Origin of the sequence: Natronococcus jeotgali DSM 18795, from assembly GCF_000337695.1 — an archaeon.
Taxonomy (GTDB): Archaea; Halobacteriota; Halobacteria; order Halobacteriales; family Natrialbaceae; genus Natronococcus; species Natronococcus jeotgali.
Map to the genome: position 1 here is coordinate 1 of NZ_AOIA01000128.1, position 19899 is coordinate 19899.

Annotated in this window: 17 protein-coding genes and 3 pseudogenes; 8 read left to right on the forward strand and 12 right to left on the reverse strand. The window is 61.7% G+C overall.

The features are described 5' to 3' along the window. Positions 1–912, reverse strand: a pseudogene (locus tag C492_RS14700) (ISH3 family transposase); the annotation flags it as partial. A 74-nt stretch (positions 913–986) separates the two neighbouring features. Here C492_RS14700 and C492_RS14705 point away from each other — a divergent pair. Then, a pseudogene (locus tag C492_RS14705) lies at positions 987–1532 on the forward strand (sugar transferase); the annotation flags it as partial. Positions 1533–1544: 12 nt separating this feature from the next. After that, the gene (locus tag C492_RS14710; protein ID WP_008424960.1) at positions 1545–2390 is read left to right on the forward strand and encodes a glycosyltransferase; all 846 of its coding nucleotides are present in this window, start codon (positions 1545–1547) and stop codon (positions 2388–2390) included. 15 nt (positions 2391–2405) lie between these two features. Here C492_RS14710 and C492_RS14715 read toward each other — a convergent pair whose 3' ends face one another. The 3 genes from C492_RS14715 to C492_RS14725 form a co-directional block, all read right to left on the reverse strand. Continuing rightward, entirely contained in the window at positions 2406–2621 is a 216-nt protein-coding gene (locus C492_RS14715; protein ID WP_008424962.1) for a hypothetical protein, read from the reverse strand. A gap of 306 nt (positions 2622–2927) precedes the next feature. Further along, positions 2928–4349, reverse strand: a complete 1422-nt coding sequence (locus tag C492_RS14720; RefSeq protein ID WP_008424963.1) for a flippase — start codon at positions 4347–4349, stop codon at positions 2928–2930. Positions 4350–4463: 114 nt separating this feature from the next. Beyond that, complete coding sequence (locus tag C492_RS14725; RefSeq protein WP_008424965.1) at positions 4464–5732, reverse strand: polysaccharide deacetylase family protein; 1269 nt, start codon at positions 5730–5732, stop codon at positions 4464–4466. A 242-nt stretch (positions 5733–5974) separates the two neighbouring features. Here C492_RS14725 and C492_RS25400 point away from each other — a divergent pair, with 242 nt between their 5' ends. After that, positions 5975–6175 carry a DUF7835 family putative zinc beta-ribbon protein gene (locus tag C492_RS25400; protein WP_083898863.1) on the forward strand — a complete coding sequence of 67 codons (201 nt, stop codon included), beginning with the start codon at positions 5975–5977 and terminating at the stop codon, positions 6173–6175. Between the two features lie 60 nt (positions 6176–6235). Here C492_RS25400 and C492_RS14730 read toward each other — a convergent pair whose 3' ends face one another. The 3 genes from C492_RS14730 to C492_RS14740 form a co-directional block, all read right to left on the reverse strand. Beyond that, positions 6236–7552, reverse strand: a complete 1317-nt coding sequence (locus C492_RS14730; RefSeq protein ID WP_008424967.1) for an acyl-CoA thioester hydrolase/BAAT C-terminal domain-containing protein — start codon at positions 7550–7552, stop codon at positions 6236–6238. A 199-nt stretch (positions 7553–7751) separates the two neighbouring features. Next, positions 7752–9188: an O-antigen ligase family protein gene (locus C492_RS14735; RefSeq protein ID WP_049893115.1), complete on the reverse strand. Its 1437-nt coding sequence runs from the start codon at positions 9186–9188 to the stop codon at positions 7752–7754. Between the two features lie 224 nt (positions 9189–9412). Continuing rightward, positions 9413–10384, reverse strand: coding sequence for an outer membrane protein assembly factor BamB family protein (locus C492_RS14740; protein ID WP_239643448.1), 972 nt, complete (start codon positions 10382–10384; stop codon positions 9413–9415). 659 nt (positions 10385–11043) lie between these two features. Here C492_RS14740 and C492_RS14745 point away from each other — a divergent pair. From C492_RS14745 to aglM, 5 genes and pseudogenes are all read left to right on the forward strand, one after another. Continuing rightward, positions 11044–12021 (forward strand): TackOD1 domain-containing metal-binding protein, encoded by a 978-nt coding sequence (locus tag C492_RS14745; RefSeq protein ID WP_049893100.1) that lies wholly within the window; start codon positions 11044–11046, stop codon positions 12019–12021. 876 nt (positions 12022–12897) lie between these two features. Beyond that, complete coding sequence (locus tag C492_RS14750; protein ID WP_008424974.1) at positions 12898–13215, forward strand: helix-turn-helix transcriptional regulator; 318 nt, start codon at positions 12898–12900, stop codon at positions 13213–13215. After that, on the forward strand, positions 13212–13547 hold the full coding sequence (locus C492_RS14755; RefSeq protein ID WP_008424976.1) for a hypothetical protein: 336 nt from the start codon (positions 13212–13214) through the stop codon (positions 13545–13547). The genes C492_RS14750 and C492_RS14755 overlap by 4 nt, the downstream gene beginning before the upstream one ends. Positions 13548–14465: 918 nt before the next feature. After that, a pseudogene (locus C492_RS23125) lies at positions 14466–14807 on the forward strand (cell division control protein Cdc6); the annotation flags it as partial. Positions 14808–15225: 418 nt separating this feature from the next. Continuing rightward, positions 15226–16512, forward strand: a complete 1287-nt coding sequence (gene aglM / locus C492_RS14760; protein WP_008424980.1) for a UDP-glucose 6-dehydrogenase AglM — start codon at positions 15226–15228, stop codon at positions 16510–16512. A gap of 526 nt (positions 16513–17038) precedes the next feature. On the opposite strand, the gene C492_RS23840 is transcribed toward aglM, so the two are convergent. The 5 genes from C492_RS23840 to C492_RS24260 form a co-directional block, all read right to left on the reverse strand. After that, on the reverse strand, positions 17039–17221 hold the full coding sequence (locus tag C492_RS23840) for a hypothetical protein (protein ID WP_152424924.1): 183 nt from the start codon (positions 17219–17221) through the stop codon (positions 17039–17041). Positions 17222–17912: 691 nt separating this feature from the next. Next, positions 17913–18320: a ribbon-helix-helix domain-containing protein gene (locus C492_RS14765; protein ID WP_008424983.1), complete on the reverse strand. Its 408-nt coding sequence runs from the start codon at positions 18318–18320 to the stop codon at positions 17913–17915. Positions 18321–18472: 152 nt separating this feature from the next. Then, positions 18473–18775, reverse strand: coding sequence for a HalOD1 output domain-containing protein (locus C492_RS14770; protein ID WP_008424985.1), 303 nt, complete (start codon positions 18773–18775; stop codon positions 18473–18475). A gap of 6 nt (positions 18776–18781) precedes the next feature. Beyond that, positions 18782–19075 (reverse strand): hypothetical protein, encoded by a 294-nt coding sequence (locus C492_RS14775; protein WP_008424987.1) that lies wholly within the window; start codon positions 19073–19075, stop codon positions 18782–18784. A 326-nt stretch (positions 19076–19401) separates the two neighbouring features. After that, positions 19402–19872, reverse strand: coding sequence for an endonuclease/exonuclease/phosphatase family protein (locus tag C492_RS24260; protein ID WP_160166999.1), 471 nt, complete (start codon positions 19870–19872; stop codon positions 19402–19404). Between the last annotated feature and the right edge of the window lie 27 nt (positions 19873–19899).

Here is a 19899-nt window from a genome sequence, read left to right on the forward strand (position 1 = left end):
GATCGGCCAGATCGCACGCCACATAGCCTCGAACGACCTCGCCGCTTTTCCCGCGATCTCCGGCGTGATAGGAGACAGCGACCGCGAGCGGGAATTCCAGTTCCCGCTCGCGGCCTTTGTACATCCGATAGGTGGTCATGTACGAGCAGTGCGTATCCAGCTTCTTCTTCATGCGCTTGCCCTTCTTTTGGACGGGAACGACAGTCGCAGCAACCTCCCGTGAGCGGCGCAGAATACGTTCGTTGTAGAAGCCGCGATCAGCCAACAGAAGCTCTATCTCGAAGGGATAGGCCTCGACGCGGTCGAGGACGCGCTCGACCGCGTCGGCCTCTTTCTCATCACTACGGACGTACGTCATCGCCAACGTCACTGGCTTTCCGTTCGAGACGAGATACGCCGTGCAGTACCGGTGGCACGTCGTTGTTCCGTCTTTGGCGTGCATGCGGCAGAGTTCACCTTCTTCATCGGCGTACGTTCCATGGTAGGGGTTATCGACGAAGTCAATGGAGACGATCCTCGACCGATCAGGGTCGAGGATCGTCATCGCTAACTCCCAGAGAAGGCGGTTAGCAACCCGCTCAAGCCACTCTCGGTTGAGCGTATGTAGCCAGTCCATGACAGTATCATCACAGGCAGCGTTGTCGTNTTAGCAACCCGCTCAAGCCACTCTCGGTTGAGCGTATGTAGCCAGTCCATGACAGTATCATCACAGGCAGCGTTGTCGTTGTCCTTGCACGTCTCCCAGATGGAGGTCTGATTGACTGCTGCAAGAATGACGACCGCCCAGATATCGCCGGGATCGAGGGGCGAGCCCTCGATCCCTGGCAAAGGGAGCTGGCAAATGACGTCTTCCGCTAGATCTTTTACGTCCGAGTCCGAAAGAACACCGTCTGGTTGAGGGGTTTTGAACACATTCACTTAACCAGACATCTTCTACATCAGATCAACGCTTTAGCTCCAGCTTTCATACCGGTTGGGAAGTACCGATTATTGCAGTTGCAATCAAACTCGACTCGCCCGGTCCGATTCTGTACGGACAGACCCGACGCGCACGGTTGGGCGGCACGTTCCCAGTGTGGAAGTTTCGGTCGATGCTTCCGGAAAGCGAGGATGCCAATCCGGGGTGCTCTCAGGACCGGATTACCAGCGTTGGACGAATCCTGCGAAAAACGCATCTGGATGAGATCCCGCAGCTGTTATCGATCCTCACCGGAGAGATGAGTGTTGTCGGTCCCCGTCCGGTGTGGACCGAGGAAGAGGAGCTGCTGCAGGACGAAATCGAGTCGTGGTCGAAACGATGGGCTGTCACACCCGGTCTGACGGGGCTGGCCCAGGTTCGAAACGTGGATAGTACGAACGGACAAGCAAAACTCGAGTCCGACCTCGAGTACATCCGCAGGCAATCGATCGGGTTTGACCTCTATCTCGTCGCCGTTCAGCTCTGGCAGGTGATGACGGATTGTTACGAGATGGTCGCCGAACAGGATTCCAAAAACGATTCGAGTCCGCAAGCGAACGAGCAAACCGACTAACGACGCCCATCTATGACCGAGACTACCAGCGGCGAACAATCCAGTAGCGACGTTTCGATGCTTCTCGCCGTGTACGCCGGTGACGAACCAGCGGATGTCGATACCGCGCTCGAGAGTGTGTTCTGGCAAACACACCAACCCACAGAGGTGGTTCTCGTCCAGGACGGGCCGGTTGGGGAGGAACTAACCACCGTCATCGAGGACTGGACCCAGGAGTATCCGGAGATCATCCGAACCGTCGAACTGGCTGAGAACCAAGGCCTCGGTCGTGCACTCCAGGCTGGCATCAAACACTGTTCGTGCGAGTTGGTCGCTCGAATGGATGCGGACGATATTTCTGTCCCGACGCGCCTCGAGAAACAGGTCGCATTTATGAATGCCCATCCGGATGTCGACGTGGTTGGCGGTCATATTGCCGAGTTCAGTGATGATCCGGAACAGATCGAGGCAGTCCGAACCGTCCCAACGGATCCTGAGACCGCAGCCGAGAGCGCACCGTACCGCTGCCCGCTCAACCATCCGACGGTGATGTACCGAAAGAGCACGATTCTGGCCGCTGGTGGGTACGGTGATCGCCGGTCGATGCAGGATCACGAACTCTGGATTCGGCTTCTCGATCACGGATACACACTCACGAACCTGGACGACGTGCTGGTAAAGGCGCGAGCCGGGGCTGACCTCTATGACAGACGCGGGGGGATCGACTACGCCAAAACGGAGTTTTTGCTGTACTACGAGTTCCTCCAGTCAGGGTACATCAGCCTCAGAACCTTTCTCATAAACGTTCTCTCTCGGATCCCGGTACGGCTTGCGCCACGACCGGTACGCGGTTTTATTTATAACCACCTTCTGCGGTGAGGAGTGATCTGGGCCTCACGGGCCATGATAGCCCGTTACTGGCGAGCCGTTTCCTGCGCCATACTGCTCGAGGTCGACATCAGTCACGACTTCCTGGGAGGTGACCTGCCACGTGCCGTCCTGGTCTTCCATCACGAGGCGGACCCACTCGTTCGTGTCCTTGGCTGTAAACACAAGCCGTTGCCGGGGTGCATCCGCCGGAGTCCACTCGAGGGCGATTGAGTTCGACATCTTGGTTATCCCCGATCGATCTGCCGTTCGGACGCTACGGACGGAGTTATTCCTTTCTTCCAATCCCCCGATTCGAAGCGCTCCCCGAACAGGACCCTTCCTCTCTGTACTGAGAGAACAATCGACCTGAGAGACAGTGTGTCTTGAATATCCATTTTCCCTGAATACATAATAACTGAAGCGTAGATACTAAAATATTATGGATATACTCATGGATTAGAATGAGATTCTATAGAGCTAGATATTCTAGGCGATCCCTCCTAACACTCACTCGAGCCCTGTTCGCTTGACCAGGACGTATTGCCCTCAATCAGTGCGGAGCGTCCGGAACAGGGATTGCGCATCAGCGCGGAATCGCTCGTTCAGGGAAAGGGTCGCAAAATAGACCGCCGCGCCGCCAGCGATAGCCAACAGCAGCGTCACCAGCCCGGAGATCTCGACGACCGTGAGGGCGAGCCAGAGGACGAGGAACATCACGACACTCCCGCCGACGGCCCAGACCGCGGATGTCCACTCGATAGTGACTGTGAGCTCCTGTGATAGGAACCACCATCGCACGCCGAGCCCGATAAGCAGTGAGAGAGTGGTCCCAAGCGCCGCTCCGGCGAGACCAAACGCCTGGATGAGCACGATATTCAACACGAGATTGGCAGTGATATCGACGAGCGCACCGATCGTGACACGGTCCGCCCGATCGATTCCGAGCAGACATTTCCCGACCACCGCACGGACCATCCGTGGTCCCTTTCCAGCCAGCAGAATCACAAGCGCACTGGCCGCGATCGTATATTCGGAGCCGAAGAAGATTCCGAGCATCTCCTCGCCGAGCAGCCACGCTCCGGCCGTTGCGGGGATCACTAACACCAGTCCGGGCGTAATCGCCTGTGGGATCATCGCCTCGAGCTGGCGGACGGAGTCGTCTGCGTCCCACGCGCTTATCTGCGGGAAGATGGTTTCACCGATCGCCCCGATCAGGACCTTGAAGATCTGTGAAATGCGCCAGGCGAACTCGTAGGCAGCAACAGCCGCCGGCGTCATGAACACACTGATCAGAAAGACGTCCATCCAGTTGTGGACCTCGCCGTCAATCGATGGGATCACACTGTAGATTCCGTACCCGGCGAGTGACCGGCCCAACGAGAGACGTGGCTTGCCGAACGGCGTCTGTTGTCGGTGCGTTGCCCAGAGGAAGCGAACGACGTAGCCGGCGATGAGCGCAGAAACCAGCCCCTGGAGCCCGTAGCCGGCCGTGGTAAGCACCACGCCGGTTCCGATCCACGTTACCGAGTACGACAGCTGTATGATGGCCGTCTCGCCGACTCTGAGTTCCCCACGGATGACCCCGACCATCAGCTGGCTCAACTCCCGAAAGACGAGAGCGACGATGAGATACGGCGTGAGGTCCGCACCGAGGTACTCCGTGACGCGCTCACTAAAGAGGATGATACCGCCCGAAACGATGACAAGCAGACCGAGTTTCATCAAGAGCCCGGTCGTGAGATACGCTGCTTTGTCGGCGGTTGACTCGCTGATTCGCTTTTCGATCGCCAGTCGCAACCCCATGTTCGACGGGATAACGAGAAACGACAGCAACGCCTGAAACATAAAGAAGATCCCGAGTTCGGTCGCACCGACAGTTCTCGCGAAGTACGCCAACCCAAGGAACGAGATCAGCGAGGACAACGACCGAGCCGAGAACATCTTTGCCCCAGATTTGAGAAGATCCATTATCAGAACAGGTAGTTGGTTGCCTAGATATATATTTCGGATTCTTGTGGTATTAGACTTAGCTACCCGAATTCTATATCATCAGCGCCGCCCGGCGATCCCGAGAACGGCCGTCTAGTGGCCTGCCCGTCGCATCGACCAGAGATCGTCGAAGTCGATCGTCTCGACCCCGTCGGTGTCGGCGATGTACTGCAGCAGTTCCCGGTAGTCGTCCACGCCCATCGTGTTGTCCAGCTCGAACTGATGAAAGTTCAGGATCGTACACTGGCGGTGTTCGGCCGCGATATCGACGCAGGTCTTCGCGGTGTCGAGATCGTACCCGATCGTTCGGGGCAACACCATCGGGTCGAACCCGTGAACGCCCGTCAGGTTCGGACTGCCCGACTGGTTGAACCCGCCCGCGTAGTAGTAGTTCGTGGCGATCTCGAGGACGCGAGCGTCGAAATCGTTGTGCGGGAAAACGAGATAGTTCCCGCCCTCGAGTTCGGCGTTGACGGCCCAGTTCTTGTCCGTGTTCAGCGTGTCCTCGAGCTCCGAGTCGCTGAGTTCCGTAAGCTGCGTGTGGCTCCCATGGGCGACGATCTGATCGCCGGCGTCCTGGCGCTCCTGGAGCTGGTCGATCGTCATGATCCCCTCGCGCTGTCCGCGGACCCACTGGCGGACGACGGACATCACCGCGGTGATATTGTGGTCGTCGTGGAGCGGACCGGCCGGGTCGTAGAAGTCCTGGTATCCGTCGTCCCAGTTGAGGATAACGTATCCCTGATCGGGTTTCTCGTGGGTTCGCAGGTCGTCAACCCAGACCTCGGCCTCGGCCCCGGTGTTGTGGACGATGATCCGGAGCTCCTCGATCGCGTCCTGCTCGACCGGCGTCGTGCTCTCACTGAAGAAGCCGGGACAGGTCCGAAACCAGCCGACGTTGTCCGTCCCGTACGTTATCTCCCGCAGCGAGTAGCTCGCGTGGCCACCATAGATGTCCCGCAGCTGGATCTCGAGGGCGATGTCGGTGGGCGTTGTCGTTCGTACAGCCATCGAGACGTCGAGGTCGCTCATATCCGTCGACTCGAACTCCGTTGCGACGACGGCGTTTCCTTCGTCTTGGGCGGTCAGGCGGAGACTCTGACTCCCGTCGAAGGCGACCTCCGTATCCGCCTCACCGCTTCCCTGCACCAGCTCCCACTCGTCGAGGCTCTCGAAGTCGTTGAGCTGATCGCCCGGCTGGCCGAACTCCTCGCGGCTGTTGTACTCCGTTTCGACCGCGAGCTCGGGTGCGTCGACGTCGTCGGAGTCCGTGTCCGTATCGGAGGTATTGGTAGCCCCGTCATCACCGTTGGACGCGGAATCGTTCCCGTTGCCCGAAAGCGCAGAATCGACCTGCTCCAAACAACCGGCTAGCCCCGCGAACACTGTCGTTCCAGACGCTGCGAGAACCTTCCGCCGGCCGCTTGTGCGTTTTACCATTATCGCGTGATTAGATGACGGGTTATTTTACTGTTTTGGATTCAGAATGAATAAAGTTCACGGGCAGTATCGAGTCCCCCGTCTAGTTCATAAAAGAGAGGTTCAATTTTACTCAGTGGTCTCTAAAGAAATATTCATATGACTGTTGATACAAGACATTGGTAATGGTAACACCGGAGGACCGATTCGACAGGGTACGGGAGTACTGCACCCAGTGTAACTTGGACACACAACACCGCGTCTCTATTCAGATCCGGTCAGAGAGCGAGCGCGGGACGAACAGGGCGTTCTCTCGAGAACCGTACCGCCTCAGCGAGTGTCAACAGTGTGGGACACAAGAACGCCAGCGCATGAACCAGGCGTGAGCGGACGGCCTGCGAGACGTCGCCCGATCGGCTGTTGAACGCTCGAGAGAAGGAAGCACACTACCGGAGTTCCGAGAACGTGCCAAGGACACGCGGCCAGTGTGCATGTGCCGCCTCGGCGTTCCCAGCGAGCGTTCCCCCAGACGTCGATCCAGCCGGCCTCCGTACCGGGAGGTACGGCTGGGGAATGTGGCGGCCAGCAGCGGCGTATCGCACGTGCTCGAACGAGGGATGGTTGCGTGCGTCGAGGCGCTCGCGCGCGATCTCGTGGAGGCGGGCACTGGGCCACACCCGGTCATCGTCGCCGGTCACCAGCAACACCGGGCCGTTGATCTCCTCGACGGGAATCGTCGCGGTCTCGAGCTCGAGCGCGCCAGCAGCCGCGATCGCGTCGGTGTAGCGCTCGAGACGACCCGTCCCCTGTCCGGCCTCCGCGACCGACAGAGACGACCGCGCATCGTCCGCGAGACCCCAGGCAGGCGTCCCCGACGGCGTTCCCCCTACCACACCCCCCTCCCAGATGAGCCCACTGCCGTTGATCGACACGACTGGGCCGACCGCGTCGTGCCGGCTGCCAACGAGCAATCCGAGCTCGCCGCCCCTGCCGATCCCCCACATGCCGATCCGCTCACCCGTCACCCGTTCGTGATCGCGTAGCCAGTCAACTGCGCTCGTAACGTACTCGAAGGGGACCTCCACCGGAGAGTCCGGCAGCCCGGGCCCACTAACATACTGGAGCGCAAACGCCGTGAAGCCGTGCTGGGCGAGCATCGCCGCGACGTGCCACTGGGGCTTGCCGCCCGCGCCGTGGAGGACAAGGATACCGGGTCCGGACTGCCCCGACGGCGGTTCGAAGACGTGCCCGACGAGCTCACTCCCAGCCTCACCAACGCTAGTGAACGGATGCCACCGCGAGAGGCGGATCTCACCGATCGTCCGCTCCTCGGTCTCGATACGGTACGTCAGCGTCTGGTCCGGCGGCCATTCCGAATCGGACGGCACAGCGCCGGTTTCGATGTACTCCTCCCACGAGATATCCGCGACCTGAATCAACGCGACAGCGGTCGGGACGTCGAGACCCGCAGGCAGGTCACCGTCGATGATACGGGCATCGTTCAGGGCCAACGAGTCCGTCTCCGACTCGACGGTCACGCCAGCACGGAACGTCTCGCCGCTCGCGAGTGCGCCCTCGAGGACGACCTCGAGTTCCGTGTTCGACGGCACACCGTCTACAGTAAGGTCAAACGGCTCGTCGATACGGAGCGTCTGTGGATGAGTAAACGATGCGGAAGCCTCCTTAGCAGGGAGACTACACCCTGCCAGCATCATCCCGGCAGACCCACTCAGGGATGCCAGCAGCTGCCGTCGTGAGACCACATTTCGAGACCTCATTCACCCTTGAATAGTCGTCGGTGTGCCATGGGTAGCTGAATGATACGTACTGTGCGTTAGCTGTAATTGCGAAAAAGTAGTATAAGAATTCTTTGAACAAAGATGCTGATGAAATCGAGGCGCCAGCACACACCCCCTCGAGAGGGGCAGCCAGAGGGCCCACGACCGCAGTCGTGACAGAAGCTTATCCGACTCGAGTCGACGGGGACTCCGCAGGGAAGAGGAGGTAGCCGACACACAGAGAGACCAGCACCGATCCCAGCGACCAGTGGAACATGGTGTAGGACTCGAACAGCTGGTGGACCGCCCAGCCGCTCACGAACGCAAGCATCGCGACGGTGGCCTCGTTGTACTTGATCAGCGCGACAACGATGCTCCCGCCCGCGAGCCCGAGATAGGCGAGGCCGCCGACGAGCCCCGTCTGAAGAACCACCGAGAGATAGGAGTTATGTGGGGAGGGCGCCCCCTCACCGGCGAGATAGGGGTCGAGAACGACACTCGGCGGGCCACTGCCGTGACCGAACAGCAACGGCCCGTCCCAGATCGCGTGGAGACTCGCCGCCCAGAGCTCGAACCGACTCGATGCCGAGATCTCGAGGAGGCCAACGGCCATCGCGACCAGCGCGACACCCACGCCACAAAAGGTCATCCCGAGTCCCACAGAACCGACCAGCCGGCCGCCGAGGACATAGCCCGCGTAGATCACCACAACCACCGCCGCGGCGAGCATCGAAGCCCGAGCGTTCGAGAGCACGACACCGAGCCCACAGAGGCCACTGATCGCGGCTGCCAGAGACGCCACAAACGGGCGGCGGGCGACGACGGACCGGTGGAACGTGACACCCGCGGCAACGAACCCGGCAAACGAGAGGAGCCCAAAGGAGTTCGGGTTCGGAAACACCGACCGAAGGGCCGTCTCAACACCGGGCAGCGGCGGCGCACTCGACCACTGGCGGACCTCGACGAACCAGAAGCTGTACTCCCCCGTAATGTAGGTGAGTAACCCGAGCAGGACGCTGAGTGCGGCCCCCCACGACAGAAACTGGAGAAAGACCCGCTCCGGAACGAGTCGCGGCACGACAAACAGGTTTGTCCCCATGATAAGCGCCGCCCAGACCGGCCATCGTGACTGCGAGCTCGAGGGGACGTACTCGAGAGTGTGCACGAAATACAGCGCGGTGAGTACCAGAAAACAGCCGACCGCGAGCCACTGCGTCAGCGTATACCGTCTGGCATCGGCCACAACCAGGAAAAACGACACGAAAAGCACGAAGACGACGGCGAGCGCCAGTAACCGGCTCGGTCCCAGCCCAAGCCCGGGTGAACTGCTCTGATACACGACAGCGAACACCGCAAGTGCGAACCCAGCCACCGATAGCAGCGCGGCCTGAAGGTGTTCCGTCGTCTGATAGTACCGGAGAGCAAGCGAGAGCCCCTGGACGGTGCCGAGAAGGACCGCAAACGACGCAAGATGCCATGCCAGTACCGAATCGGTGATGTACTCGACGACGACGAGAACCAGGTACAACCCGAAGAGGCCATAGGTTGCGCCGTCTGCAACCCGGGCAACGCTCCACTCGAACGTGCGAACTGCCCCTGGGTTCTGTATGATACTCTTCATACTCATACTGAATAAGTAATCGTATAACTAGTCACTGCAGCTGGGAGTCGAGCCCCGCCTGAACGAGCAGCGAGCGCAATCGATGCCATCACGGTACTCCGACGGACCACGCGTTGGCAACCGGCAGCCGGCAGAACCAGTGGAGTGGCTCCGATCCGGGGCGGCTCTCGAGTGGGTGCGTGTCGACACACTCCGGGTTCTGCTCGAGCCCATGTAGCTGCTCGCTAGGAGTGCGTGCCGTGCGGGCAGAGCGCCGTCAGTCCCTCATCCCGGCTGACGTAGACTGCGTCCTCGGTGACGATACACTCCTCGTTGAACCCGTCGCTCCACTGGGTATCATCGAACGTGAAACACCACTCCTCACAGCCATCCTCGAGGCAGTACCCAACGATCTTGTCCGGATCCGACGACCCGGGGTTGCTGTGGGCGACGACAACGGTCCCATCAACGATCGCCGGCGGGCCGTACGAGTGGGCGCCAGTCTTACACCAACTCGACTCGGGACCCGTCATCTTCAGCTCGTACCGACCACGGGTGACGGAGATAGAACCGACAGCAGCCGTCGTCAACGCGTCCGAGACGAAGCGCTGACAGTCCGGGCCGTTCTCGAGACCGGTGACCCCTTCTTCGCTGGCGTTTTCGACGAACAGGGCCTCATCAGTCGCGGCGAGACCGTTAGCGAAATCGCCGGGGTTGAGTTGATCCGCCCGCTGGGTCGTCCCCGCTTCCGGATCGAACGCGACGACCGCATCCGCATCGACCGAGCCCTCGCTCGCTCGGCCATCGAGCAACGCCCACACCGCGTTGTCGACCGCAACGACCGCACTGGCTCGTGTACTGAACACATAGCGGATCTCGTCTGCTCCACCCTGCTTCGGCGTGACACCGACGGACTCACACTTCCACTCGAGCGATCCATCGGCTTCCGCAAACGCATACAGGGCCCCGTCAACGGTGACGTAGACGGAACCGAACGCTGCAACCGGCTCGGACGCCGCGGCCTCGTCCCCGAACGGTTCACTCCACTGCACCTCCCCGCTCTCGGCGTCGATCGCCGTAAGCTGGCTCCCGACAACGTAGACGGTGCCGTTCCCGACTGCCGGTGTCCCCGTCGCGTGAACCTTCTCACACGTCCATACACAGGTTCCCGACTCTGCATCGAGTGCGTGTACCCCCTCCCCTGTCCGGAGGTACACCATCTCGTTGGTCGCGACGAGAGAGCCGGACTCCTCGTACTGCCAGTCGATACGATCCGGACTCGAAAACCCGTTCTCCGTCGGAACGTATCGACTGTTCCCTGTGTTCGCCCCATACGAGGACCACCCACTCGGTCCCTCGAACGAGTCGTCGTCGTCCTGAGATGACGCAGCTCCACTCCCAATCGAAGCGAGAATCCCACCGGCCGAAAGTGTTGCTCCCGTCGCGAGTACCGATCGTCGTTGCCAGTCTGCCATGTACGTTTTGACACCTACTGTTGACCTGTTAATCTAACAGTTATATAATAGTTGTGTCTAGAAGAGTGCTAAAACTGATTTTCGAACTCTATCATTATTTAGAACGCTATTGGGCCAGAAGAACCCCTCAAGGAGAACACGACGCGACGGGAGCACCCCTCCACACGGGCCCGGTGTGCATAACAGCGAGGCGAGAGCGGAGCACCGCTGGAAGACGAAGAGGGGGCCACAAGCCGGATTCTGTCGATCGCATGAACGCCGGTCGGTTCACAACGGACTAACCACAGATCGCCGTCTCCTCGAGCACACGAGGACGGTCGTGAACCACCGACGGCGTCAGTTGAATTCCATAATCGAAGAGGGAAAATATACGGCAATCCAGGAGAGATACAGAGAGATCAATGGTTTCACCAGGAGAACTCCGTCTCCTCGAGAGGTTAGTTAACGCTGATACGTTCGAGCCAGAGATCGCCGACAGCGGTGCGGTGAGCTATTCGACCGCAGGCCAGTATCTCGACGACACCGACGATGCCCCGGTCACGGTACTCGAGCGGTTTGCGACCCGCGGGGTGCTGGCAGACGAGTTCATCTCAAAGGTCTACAGCTGTCCGGAGTGTACGACTGAAGGGTTGCAGTATACGACGGTCTGTCCGGCCTGTCACGATCCCCACGCCGTCGAGACGGAGGTCATCGAACACGCCTGCGGCTACGTCGGTCCCGAGTCGGAGTTCGACGCCGACGACGGCTACCGCTGTCCCGACTGTGACGACGAACTCACATCCGTCGATATCGAAAAGCAGCTTCGGTACGTCTGCAAGGAGTGTTCGGAACAGTTTCAGACCCCGGCTGACCGACTGTGGTGTCGGGAGTGTGCAGCCAGGATGCCCCCCAGAGAGGCGACCGAAAACGTCCTGTACCGATACCGGCTTACTCGCGACGGCAAACAGTGGCTCGACCGGCAGAAACAGGCTCGACAACAGATCGTCGAGCTCTTCGAGGAGCGCCACCTCGAGACCACGGTCGATACGACGGTAGCGACCGAAGACGACGCCACTCGAGCGGTGCACGTCCTGGCCGAAGACAGTCTGATGGGGGAACGACGGGTCGTTGCGATCCACGACACACCGGCTCTCGAAACCGTCGATCCCTTCTGTGCGTTCGCGGAGGCAGCCGATGCCCACCCGGTTGTGATCACGACATCAGGAGCCGTTGAAGCGGCTGTCGCGACGCGAGCGACGGAGACCGAACTGACCGTACTCGCCCTTACGGAGCAGGGAACGCTCGAGGCAGAGTACGAGACCGTCGACGAGGTACGCCCGCCGACGGATGGACTCTTTCAGCGACTGAGTGCCGTCCTCGAGATTCCCGGGCGCAGGTAGTTCGTCGCTCTGACAGCGACCACAAGCTGCGTGTCTCGGGGCCGCTCGAGCGAGCGTCGAGCGTTCGGCGGGAGGGCGTCTCGAGTCAGTTGGCCCGAAGACGGGGCGCCAGGTCCGGATCGATACGGCGCTCGAAAGCGCAGTCGATCGGGAACGCCAAGCGTTGAGTTCGACACTGCAACTGAACGGACCAATCCCCCATTGTCGAACGGGCCTGCCCGTTCGCCTGATCCGTGGGACCGACGGTCCCACGCCACCTTCAAAGACCGAGGCGCGTCTGTGCCGAGGGAGTGGGGGGTAGTTTACTGGGCAGGTTATGTTGAAGCCTGTGGGAGGGTCGTGTTTTTCGCATCTCGAATGTCGTCCCCCGCAGACCGGCAAACACCACAAGCATCCTTTCCGCCGCGAAGAGCCGCTCAGTGTATCTGCTCCAGCGGAACTACGTGTGTATATATGAGAACGGATTACCAGGTCGAGGTCGTGATGAAGTAGTCAGCAAGATCGTCGAGAACTGGAGTCAGCCGAATCAACATCTACGTCCTGTCACTATCAAGTCAACCAGCGACGAGAGCTCCGCCGACGAACCCGCCGCCCCGGAGACGGCCGACGTCCACGGCAGGAACTAGACCCACCCCCGACGCACGCGCTCGAGCAAGCGCACACCTGCTCCCGATCCTCCACCACCGCGACGCACCCGCCCCGTACGCAGGGACGAGTAGCCGTGGGGCCGTCCTCGATCGGTCGTCGTCGGTCACCGCTCGAGACGTGCCCGCCTGGTCCAACCGGGGACGCCAGCTGTCACCGGACTCCCCCCAAACTGCGCTGCAACTGGGTCTCGCCCACAGTGTTATTACACTCTATTGCGTTCTATTACATATGCCGATCAGTATCGACCGATTCGACGAGGAACCGACCGGCGCCCTCGACCTCCGGGAGGGTACCCATCCCCACCGAATCTTGCAGTTCCTCGCCGAGAACGACGACCAGGCGTTCACACAGACCGAGATTCACGACGCAACGGGGATCAAACGCGGAAGTGTTGGTGCAGCGCTATCGCGGCTCGAGGATCGCGGTCTCGTGCGTCATCGTGGGCGCTACTGGGCTATCGGCGACGACGATCGACTCGCCTCGTACGCCGCTCAAACGAACGCCAGCTCGGCGTCGACGAACGACGACTACTACGGCACGGAATGACCGAGAGCTACGAGCGCGGTGCGGTTGTGAAAGGACCTGATCTCTTCGCGGATCACGACTACCGGCCGTACGTCTGCCTGAGCGATCAAACGCATCCGTTTCACGACGAGGAAGGTCTGTATGCGGCGGCCACGACGACCCGTCGCGCGGCTGCCGTTCCGCTCACAGACGAGGACTTCGTAATCGGCGGACTGCCACGGGAGACGTACGTCAACCCGTGGACCATCGTCTCGATCCGACACGCTGATATCCAGGAGAAAGAGGGACAGCTAACTGAGGCAACGACTGAGACGATCGCCCGCGAAGCCGCTGGCTACCTCGGCATCTCGTGAACAGAGTCGCACATCGGTTCGGCACAACGGCCATCGATATGCAGAACCGGTCCTCTCTCCAGTGTAGGCCACCCCGTCAGCGAATAAAACACTCGAAGACTACATCGATTCGCTACTGAACGAATAGATCCGGGCACGATGCTCCGATCGGAACGCGTCAATTCGGGCGGGCACACTCGTATCAGGAAAGCCTCGCAACCCTTCAGGTCCCCGGACGCGTGCTCGTGTGTTCGGAAATCGGACGATTCAGCTGCAGTCTGATTCACCATGTGAACCGCCTCGAGGTCAAGTGGTTCGAGACGATGCAGTCTTGCTCAATCGCGTGTTTCTCGCTCAGCATACTCTCAGCCGTGGCGTACGATGTCTACCCTCCGGTCCCCGTTCCGGAAGTCTCGATTCTACATCCGGAGAGTGAGAGTAGATTTCGTGTGCTTTCGGTTCGAGTATCGGGTGAATAGCGGCCAGCTTGGGGAATATCGTCGAAGCACGGGAGACCGTGAAAGCAGACGAAACAGACAAACGCCGGTTTGAAGGAAGTCGGATGACTGCACAGCGCTCCGATCGAGTCGTCGAAGCCACACGAAATCTACTTCCTTGGTACTCGATTTAACCGCGATAATCCCTGTACTCCGCCGACAAACGATATCGTTCGAATGAAAACTTACAACCGAATGCGCCGAAAAATACTGCGAACCGGTTACGAAGAGCTATTACGAGAACCAGAGTGACGATCGTTAGTGGTCGTACGATTATTTCGTGTGCTTCTAGTTCCCGTCCTGTAGAGCCAGGAGAAAGAGAGTGGATTTCGTGTGCTTTCTCTCTCAGATCCTGGCTGATATCGGATACTCCGGGGAATAACGGCGAATGCTCGTAGGTGGTGCAAGCACACGAAGCAAACGAAAGGTGGTTTTAAGTTAAGTCCAACGCGGACGGCTGCAGGACAAGATCCACGACCAAACCGAGCACGCCCAATATATTCTCGAAACGATCGCGAAACTAGACCAGCGTGGAGAAGTTCCCGCTCGATCGAAGACGATCCAAACCGGCTACGAACAGGTTGCGGATGCCTACGGCACCTCCCCGCTAACGACGCTAAAGAGTATTCAAGACCATCTTTCCGACCTGTACATGCTCGGCTTTCTGGTCCGGCACGAACGAAACAAGGGTCTCAGTGGTGGACAGTACTACGAGTACGAACTCGATCTCGATCCGATGATCGTTCTCGAGACTCGCGAAACGATCGAACAGATACCCGAATAGAAAGCACACGAAATCCACTCTCTTTCACCTTCGGTGATGATCGGAGCACACGAAATCCACTCTCTCCCTGCTCCTGCAACCGCCGTCCCGTACGCCGAAAAGCACACGAAATCCACTCTCTCTCTCTCTCTCTCAACGGCATAGCGACAACCGGATCGGGTGGGCCTCGAGAACCCTCGCACCCTCGAGAGGCCCCGACCACCAAACCATCGGGGGCGGGACTGAAAGGGGCTGGCAACGCCCGACGACGCCGAGCGAACGACATGAGCGAGGAGCGAAACGAGGCGCGCGAGCCGACCCCGCCAGGGGCTTTCGAAGCGTTTACCGAACGACGAGTCGTCGATCCCGCACTCGAGACGACCCCTCGAGCAGCCCGGTACCGGAATGCTCTTACAGATTCGCGCGAGCAATCAACACAATGCACATCTCCGTCATCGGCAGCGGCTACGTCGGAACCACCGTCGCAGCCTGCTTCGCCGACCTCGGCCACGAGGTCACCGCGATCGACATCGACGAGGACGTCGTCGACGCGCTCAACGAGGGACGAGCCCCGATCGACGAACCCGGCCTCGAGGAGCTCCTCGCGACCCACGCCGGCGACCGACTCGAGGCCACCACGTCCTACGACGCGGTGCCCGCATCGGACGTCACCTTCCTCGCGATCGGGACGCCCTCGAACGAGGACGGCAGCATCGACCTCACCGCGCTCGAGGCGGCCGCCGAAGCCGCGGGCGAAGCCCTCGCCGACAAGTCCGAGCGCCACCTCGTCGTCATCAAGAGTACAGTCACCCCGACGAGCATCGGGGACGTCCTCGAGCCGGCCGTCCGCCGCGGCGCGAACGGCAACGAGAACGTCGAGGTCGGTATGAACCCCGAGTTCCTCCGCGAGGGCAGCGCCGTCGACGACTTCCTCACCCCGGACAAGGTCGTCTTCGGAACCGACTCCGAGTGGGCGACCGAGAAACTCCACGCGGTCTTCGACCCGCTACTGGACGAACACGACGCCGACGTCGTCGAGACCGATCCCGCGACGGCCTCGATGATCAAGTACGCGAACAACGCCTTCCTCGCCTCGAAGATCAGCCTGGTCAACGATATCGGGAACGTCTGCAAGGAGTTCGGCCTGGACGCCTACGAGGTGATGGCGGCGGTCGGACTGGACGACCGCATCTCCGAGCAGTTCCTCCGCAGCGGCGTCGGCTGGGGCGGCTCCTGTTTCCCCAAGGACGTCGACGCGATCGTCGCCGCCGCCCGTGACGAGGACTACGATCCCGCGCTGCTCGAGGCCGCCGTCGAGATCAACGACCGCCAGCCCGAACGCCTGCTCGAGTTGCTCGAGGACCACGTCGACCTCGCCGGCGCGCGCGTCGCCGTCCTCGGACTCGCCTTCAAACCGCAGACCGACGACATCCGGAACTCGAGGGCGATCCCCACGATCGAGACGCTCCGGGATCGCGGCGCGGAGGTCGTCGCCTACGATCCCGTCGCCGCCGACAACATGCGCGAGCGGTTCCCCGAGATCGAGTACGCCGACTCCGCCGCGAGCGCGCTCGAGGGCGCCGACGGCGCCGTCGTCGTCACCGACTGGGACGAGTTCGCCGCCCTCGACGAGGAGTTCGACGCGATGGCCGACCCCGTCGTCGTCGACGGCCGGCGGATCGTCGAGCGACGCGACGGCCTCGCCTACGAGGGACTCACCTGGTAGTCGCGTCTCTCCGAGGGTCGAAGTCGATCGCCGACTCGAGACGGAGCGTCGTCGCGGCGGAGCACCGGGACGGAACGTCCCACCCGACTCGTCGATCGCGGTGCCGCCGACGACGGCGCGGAGACCGACGGATCGAGACGGTCGCCACTGGGACGGTGACGATACCGACGCGTCCGTTCGCCCCTGCGACACGCGGCGACCGCCGAACGGAGGGCAACCCAGAGGCGACGGCGAAACGACGCAGTCGGCAAAGAGATCTATGACACTTTTCGGCTGCTCCCGCTTGCCGGGACCGGGTCGCCCGCTCGGACGGTCTCGACGCGCACACTGAGACCTACCCACCTCGTCAAAGATTGTGAGAGTCTACGACGCGATACGGTTCGAGTCAGTCCGCCCTCGTCGCTGCTCTCGCGTCGGTTCGGTCTCGCCGTGCTCTCGAGCCGATTCGCTCGCGGGAATCGACGCCTGGACGATCTCGAGTACCTCGCGTTCGGACGTCCTCGAGACGGACAACGGCGTCCGCCGGCTACTCCCGCGGCGTCTCGAGACGGTCGGCGATGCGAGCGTGGACGAGACGGCACGCGTCGCGATGGTCGGCCACCGTCCCCCGCAGCCGTACGAGATCGCGTCCGAAGTACGAGATCGCGTCCGAGGACGGACGAACGCGGTCCCGCGAGCTGTACGCGTTGGACGGCGAACCCACCGACACACCGACGCCCCGTCCCGTCGCTCCTCCCGGTAGTGGGCGCTGAAGCCGTCGTTTCGGTACCGACAAATCTAGAGGCGATCGGACACCGCCGCCAGTACTCGTCGGAAGGCTCGGAGCGCACGGAGCGTACCGCGCCGGAAAACGGTCCCGCCGCGACCCGAGTGCGACGGCTGCCGGAGTCGGTTCCGTCGTCCGCCCGAACGAACATGTACCCGACCCGGAGACGGGCGCCGTCTCGCTTCGGTGCTCTCGCCGCGTTCCGTCTGGCTATGCAGACCCAACCCACACAACGCATATATGAATCCCCGGCCTGAGTCCGACCAATGACAGACCGCTGCTACAACTGCGTGACGTGTGGCTCCGAACTCGACTACAAGACGACCAAGCACAACGGCTGCCCGAACTGCGGCTCCGTACCGCTTCACAGCGCCGACTGAACCCCCTTCTCGAGCGATCGAATTCGGACGGCGAGTCCGCACTCGTCCGCGAGACGGCTCGACACTGACAACGAGACGACTCGACGCTGACAACGAGACGACTCGACGCTGACAACGAGACGACTCGACGCCGACGAGACGGTAGAAACGGCGATCGATCGGACTCGAGGGACGCTCCGATCTCCTGTTCCCGTAGCGTCGTCTCGAACCCCTGAAACGCGCGATCCCGCGCTCCCGAGGCGCCGACCGCCGGGCTACTCCTCGAGCCGGCGGGATCGCTGCGGCGTCGCTCCCTCGACGATCAGGTCCAGCAGCATCGCCTTCGGACTCGAGGGCGGGTACCGCGTGTCGATCAGCTCGCGGGCCGTCTCGAGGTCGCCCCGGACCGCGCACTGTCGGACGCGACCCGCGGTTCGCAGGAACTCCGAGGAGTCGGCCTCGGAGATGTACTCGGCCGCCTCGGGGGAGCCCCCCTCGAGCGCTTCCTGCCGGATCTCGTCGAACTCCTCGAGCAGCGGCTCGTACTCCGCTTCGAGCTCGGAGAGCAGGAACTCCACGGCGAAGCGCTGGAACTCCGATCGGTTCGCGAACGCGCCGTCGTCGATGTGCTCCTGGACGATCTCGAGCACCTCCTCGGGGAACCGGACCGTCGACTTGACCATAGTATCACGGATCGCGAACGAACGGGATACCGTTTGTGGTCGGTTCCCTCGAGCCGGCGTGATCGACGCGCTCTCGAAGGCGCGGCGGACTCCCGGTCGATCGCCGGCGACGCGACTCGGGGACGGTCGACGCGGGACCGACGAGGAGGGGGCTACTCGCGTCGCGCGACGGCCACGCGGTCGGACGCGATCGTCACGGCGTAGGTTTCGTCCGCCTCGAGCGCGACCGACACGCTCGCGGCCGTCGACCCGCTCGTAAACAGCGCGTCGAGCGCCTGCGGGTCGAGGTGGTCGTAGAGGACGAGCCCGACCTCGTCGTGGAGCGCGGTCGCGTCGGTCCCCTCGAGGGCGGCGATCGCCTCGAGGACGGCGACGGTCGGCGCGGTGTCGGGGTCGTACGCGCGTTCGATACTGGGCGCTCCGGCCTCGGTGGAATCGTCGTCAGTAAGGGCCATCGTGGGTTAGCTGGAACCGTACTCGACGTGGATCGTCGGCGACTGCTGCTCGGTTCGATCGAGGACGTGTGCGTTAGCCAGGTCGCCGGAGAACCGGAACCGGGCAACGCCGGTTTCGATCGCTCCTTCGGCGGCGTGCTCCGAGACGACGGCCGTTCCGTCGTCGTCGGCTTCGATCGTCCCGTCGACGGTGATCTCGAAGCTTGCGGGACCGCCGTGTCCGACGATCGTCACGCGGTTGGGGAGGGCGGCGTGACCGTTCGGGGCGTTTCCGTTCAGGGTTGCGGCGTCGCGTGCCATACGTCTGACAGTCGCCCAGGAGAACTTAGTACTTTCTGTCCGAGTAACGGTGTATTGGGGCGAATTACATGGATCTACGAACGAATTCGGTGTATTTTGACTCGGACGTTCAGATACATAACTCACTCTCTCGAACGGTACCGATCGAAGCTCGACCGGGGCGGGGTGGTAACCTCTCGCTACCGCGCCCGCGGGCGTGGTACACTGTCGCTACCGCGGCCGTACTCCCTCGTTACCGCGGACGGGCGAGAGAAACGGTCGACTACCGACGCGGGACTGCCCGACCCCACGAACCAGTCCGCGAAACCGCAAGCGTCGACGGGCGATCAGCGCAGCGCGACCTCGCTCCAGACCATGAAGTGGTCGGACGCGGCGGTGGCAGTCGCGTGCAGGTCGGGGTCGGCGTCCGGGTCGGGCCAGTAGACCGCGGAGTCGAGGACCTCGAACTCCTCGGACGGGAGGACGTAGTCGGCCCGTCGCTCCCACGCGGCCGTCCAGCGCTCGTCGCCCGCGGCTCGGCCGCCCGGACTGGTCGGCGTCCCCTCGGCGTTGATCCGCGGGTTGTCGACGACGTGTTCGCCGACGGCGTCGAAGTTGTTCTCCTGGCCGGGCTCGGCGTTCAAATCGCCCATGACGACGAACGCTTCGTCGGGCTCGAGGCCGCCCTCGCAGCCGTCGTCGTCGTAGACGTAGTCCGCGCCCCGGACGTAGTCGCCCAGCAGCTTGTTCTCACCGTGGTTGCGACGGCCGTTGAAGTTCTCGGGTCCGTCGAACGCCGGCGGCGTGGGGTGGGCGATGACGGCGTGGACGGTTTCGTCCCGAGG

What these genes read in the sequence shown, in the direction of transcription:
- C492_RS14745 (WP_049893100.1), top strand. Translation starts at nt 11,044, where the DNA reads ATGGTTTCACCAGGAGAACTCCGTCTCCTCGAGAGGTTAGTTAACGCT.
- C492_RS14710 (WP_008424960.1), top strand. Translation starts at nt 1,545, where the DNA reads ATGACCGAGACTACCAGCGGCGAACAATCCAGTAGCGACGTTTCGATG.
- C492_RS14720 (WP_008424963.1), bottom strand. Translation starts at nt 4,349, where the DNA reads ATGGATCTTCTCAAATCTGGGGCAAAGATGTTCTCGGCTCGGTCGTTG.
- C492_RS14750 (WP_008424974.1), top strand. Translation starts at nt 12,898, where the DNA reads ATGCCGATCAGTATCGACCGATTCGACGAGGAACCGACCGGCGCCCTC.
- C492_RS14770 (WP_008424985.1), bottom strand. Translation starts at nt 18,775, where the DNA reads ATGGCCCTTACTGACGACGATTCCACCGAGGCCGGAGCGCCCAGTATC.
- C492_RS14755 (WP_008424976.1), top strand. Translation starts at nt 13,212, where the DNA reads ATGACCGAGAGCTACGAGCGCGGTGCGGTTGTGAAAGGACCTGATCTC.
- C492_RS14735 (WP_049893115.1), bottom strand. Translation starts at nt 9,188, where the DNA reads ATGAAGAGTATCATACAGAACCCAGGGGCAGTTCGCACGTTCGAGTGG.
- C492_RS25400 (WP_083898863.1), top strand. Translation starts at nt 5,975, where the DNA reads ATGGTAACACCGGAGGACCGATTCGACAGGGTACGGGAGTACTGCACC.
- aglM (WP_008424980.1), top strand. Translation starts at nt 15,226, where the DNA reads ATGCACATCTCCGTCATCGGCAGCGGCTACGTCGGAACCACCGTCGCA.
- C492_RS14765 (WP_008424983.1), bottom strand. Translation starts at nt 18,320, where the DNA reads ATGGTCAAGTCGACGGTCCGGTTCCCCGAGGAGGTGCTCGAGATCGTC.
- C492_RS14715 (WP_008424962.1), bottom strand. Translation starts at nt 2,621, where the DNA reads ATGTCGAACTCAATCGCCCTCGAGTGGACTCCGGCGGATGCACCCCGG.
- C492_RS14775 (WP_008424987.1), bottom strand. Translation starts at nt 19,075, where the DNA reads ATGGCACGCGACGCCGCAACCCTGAACGGAAACGCCCCGAACGGTCAC.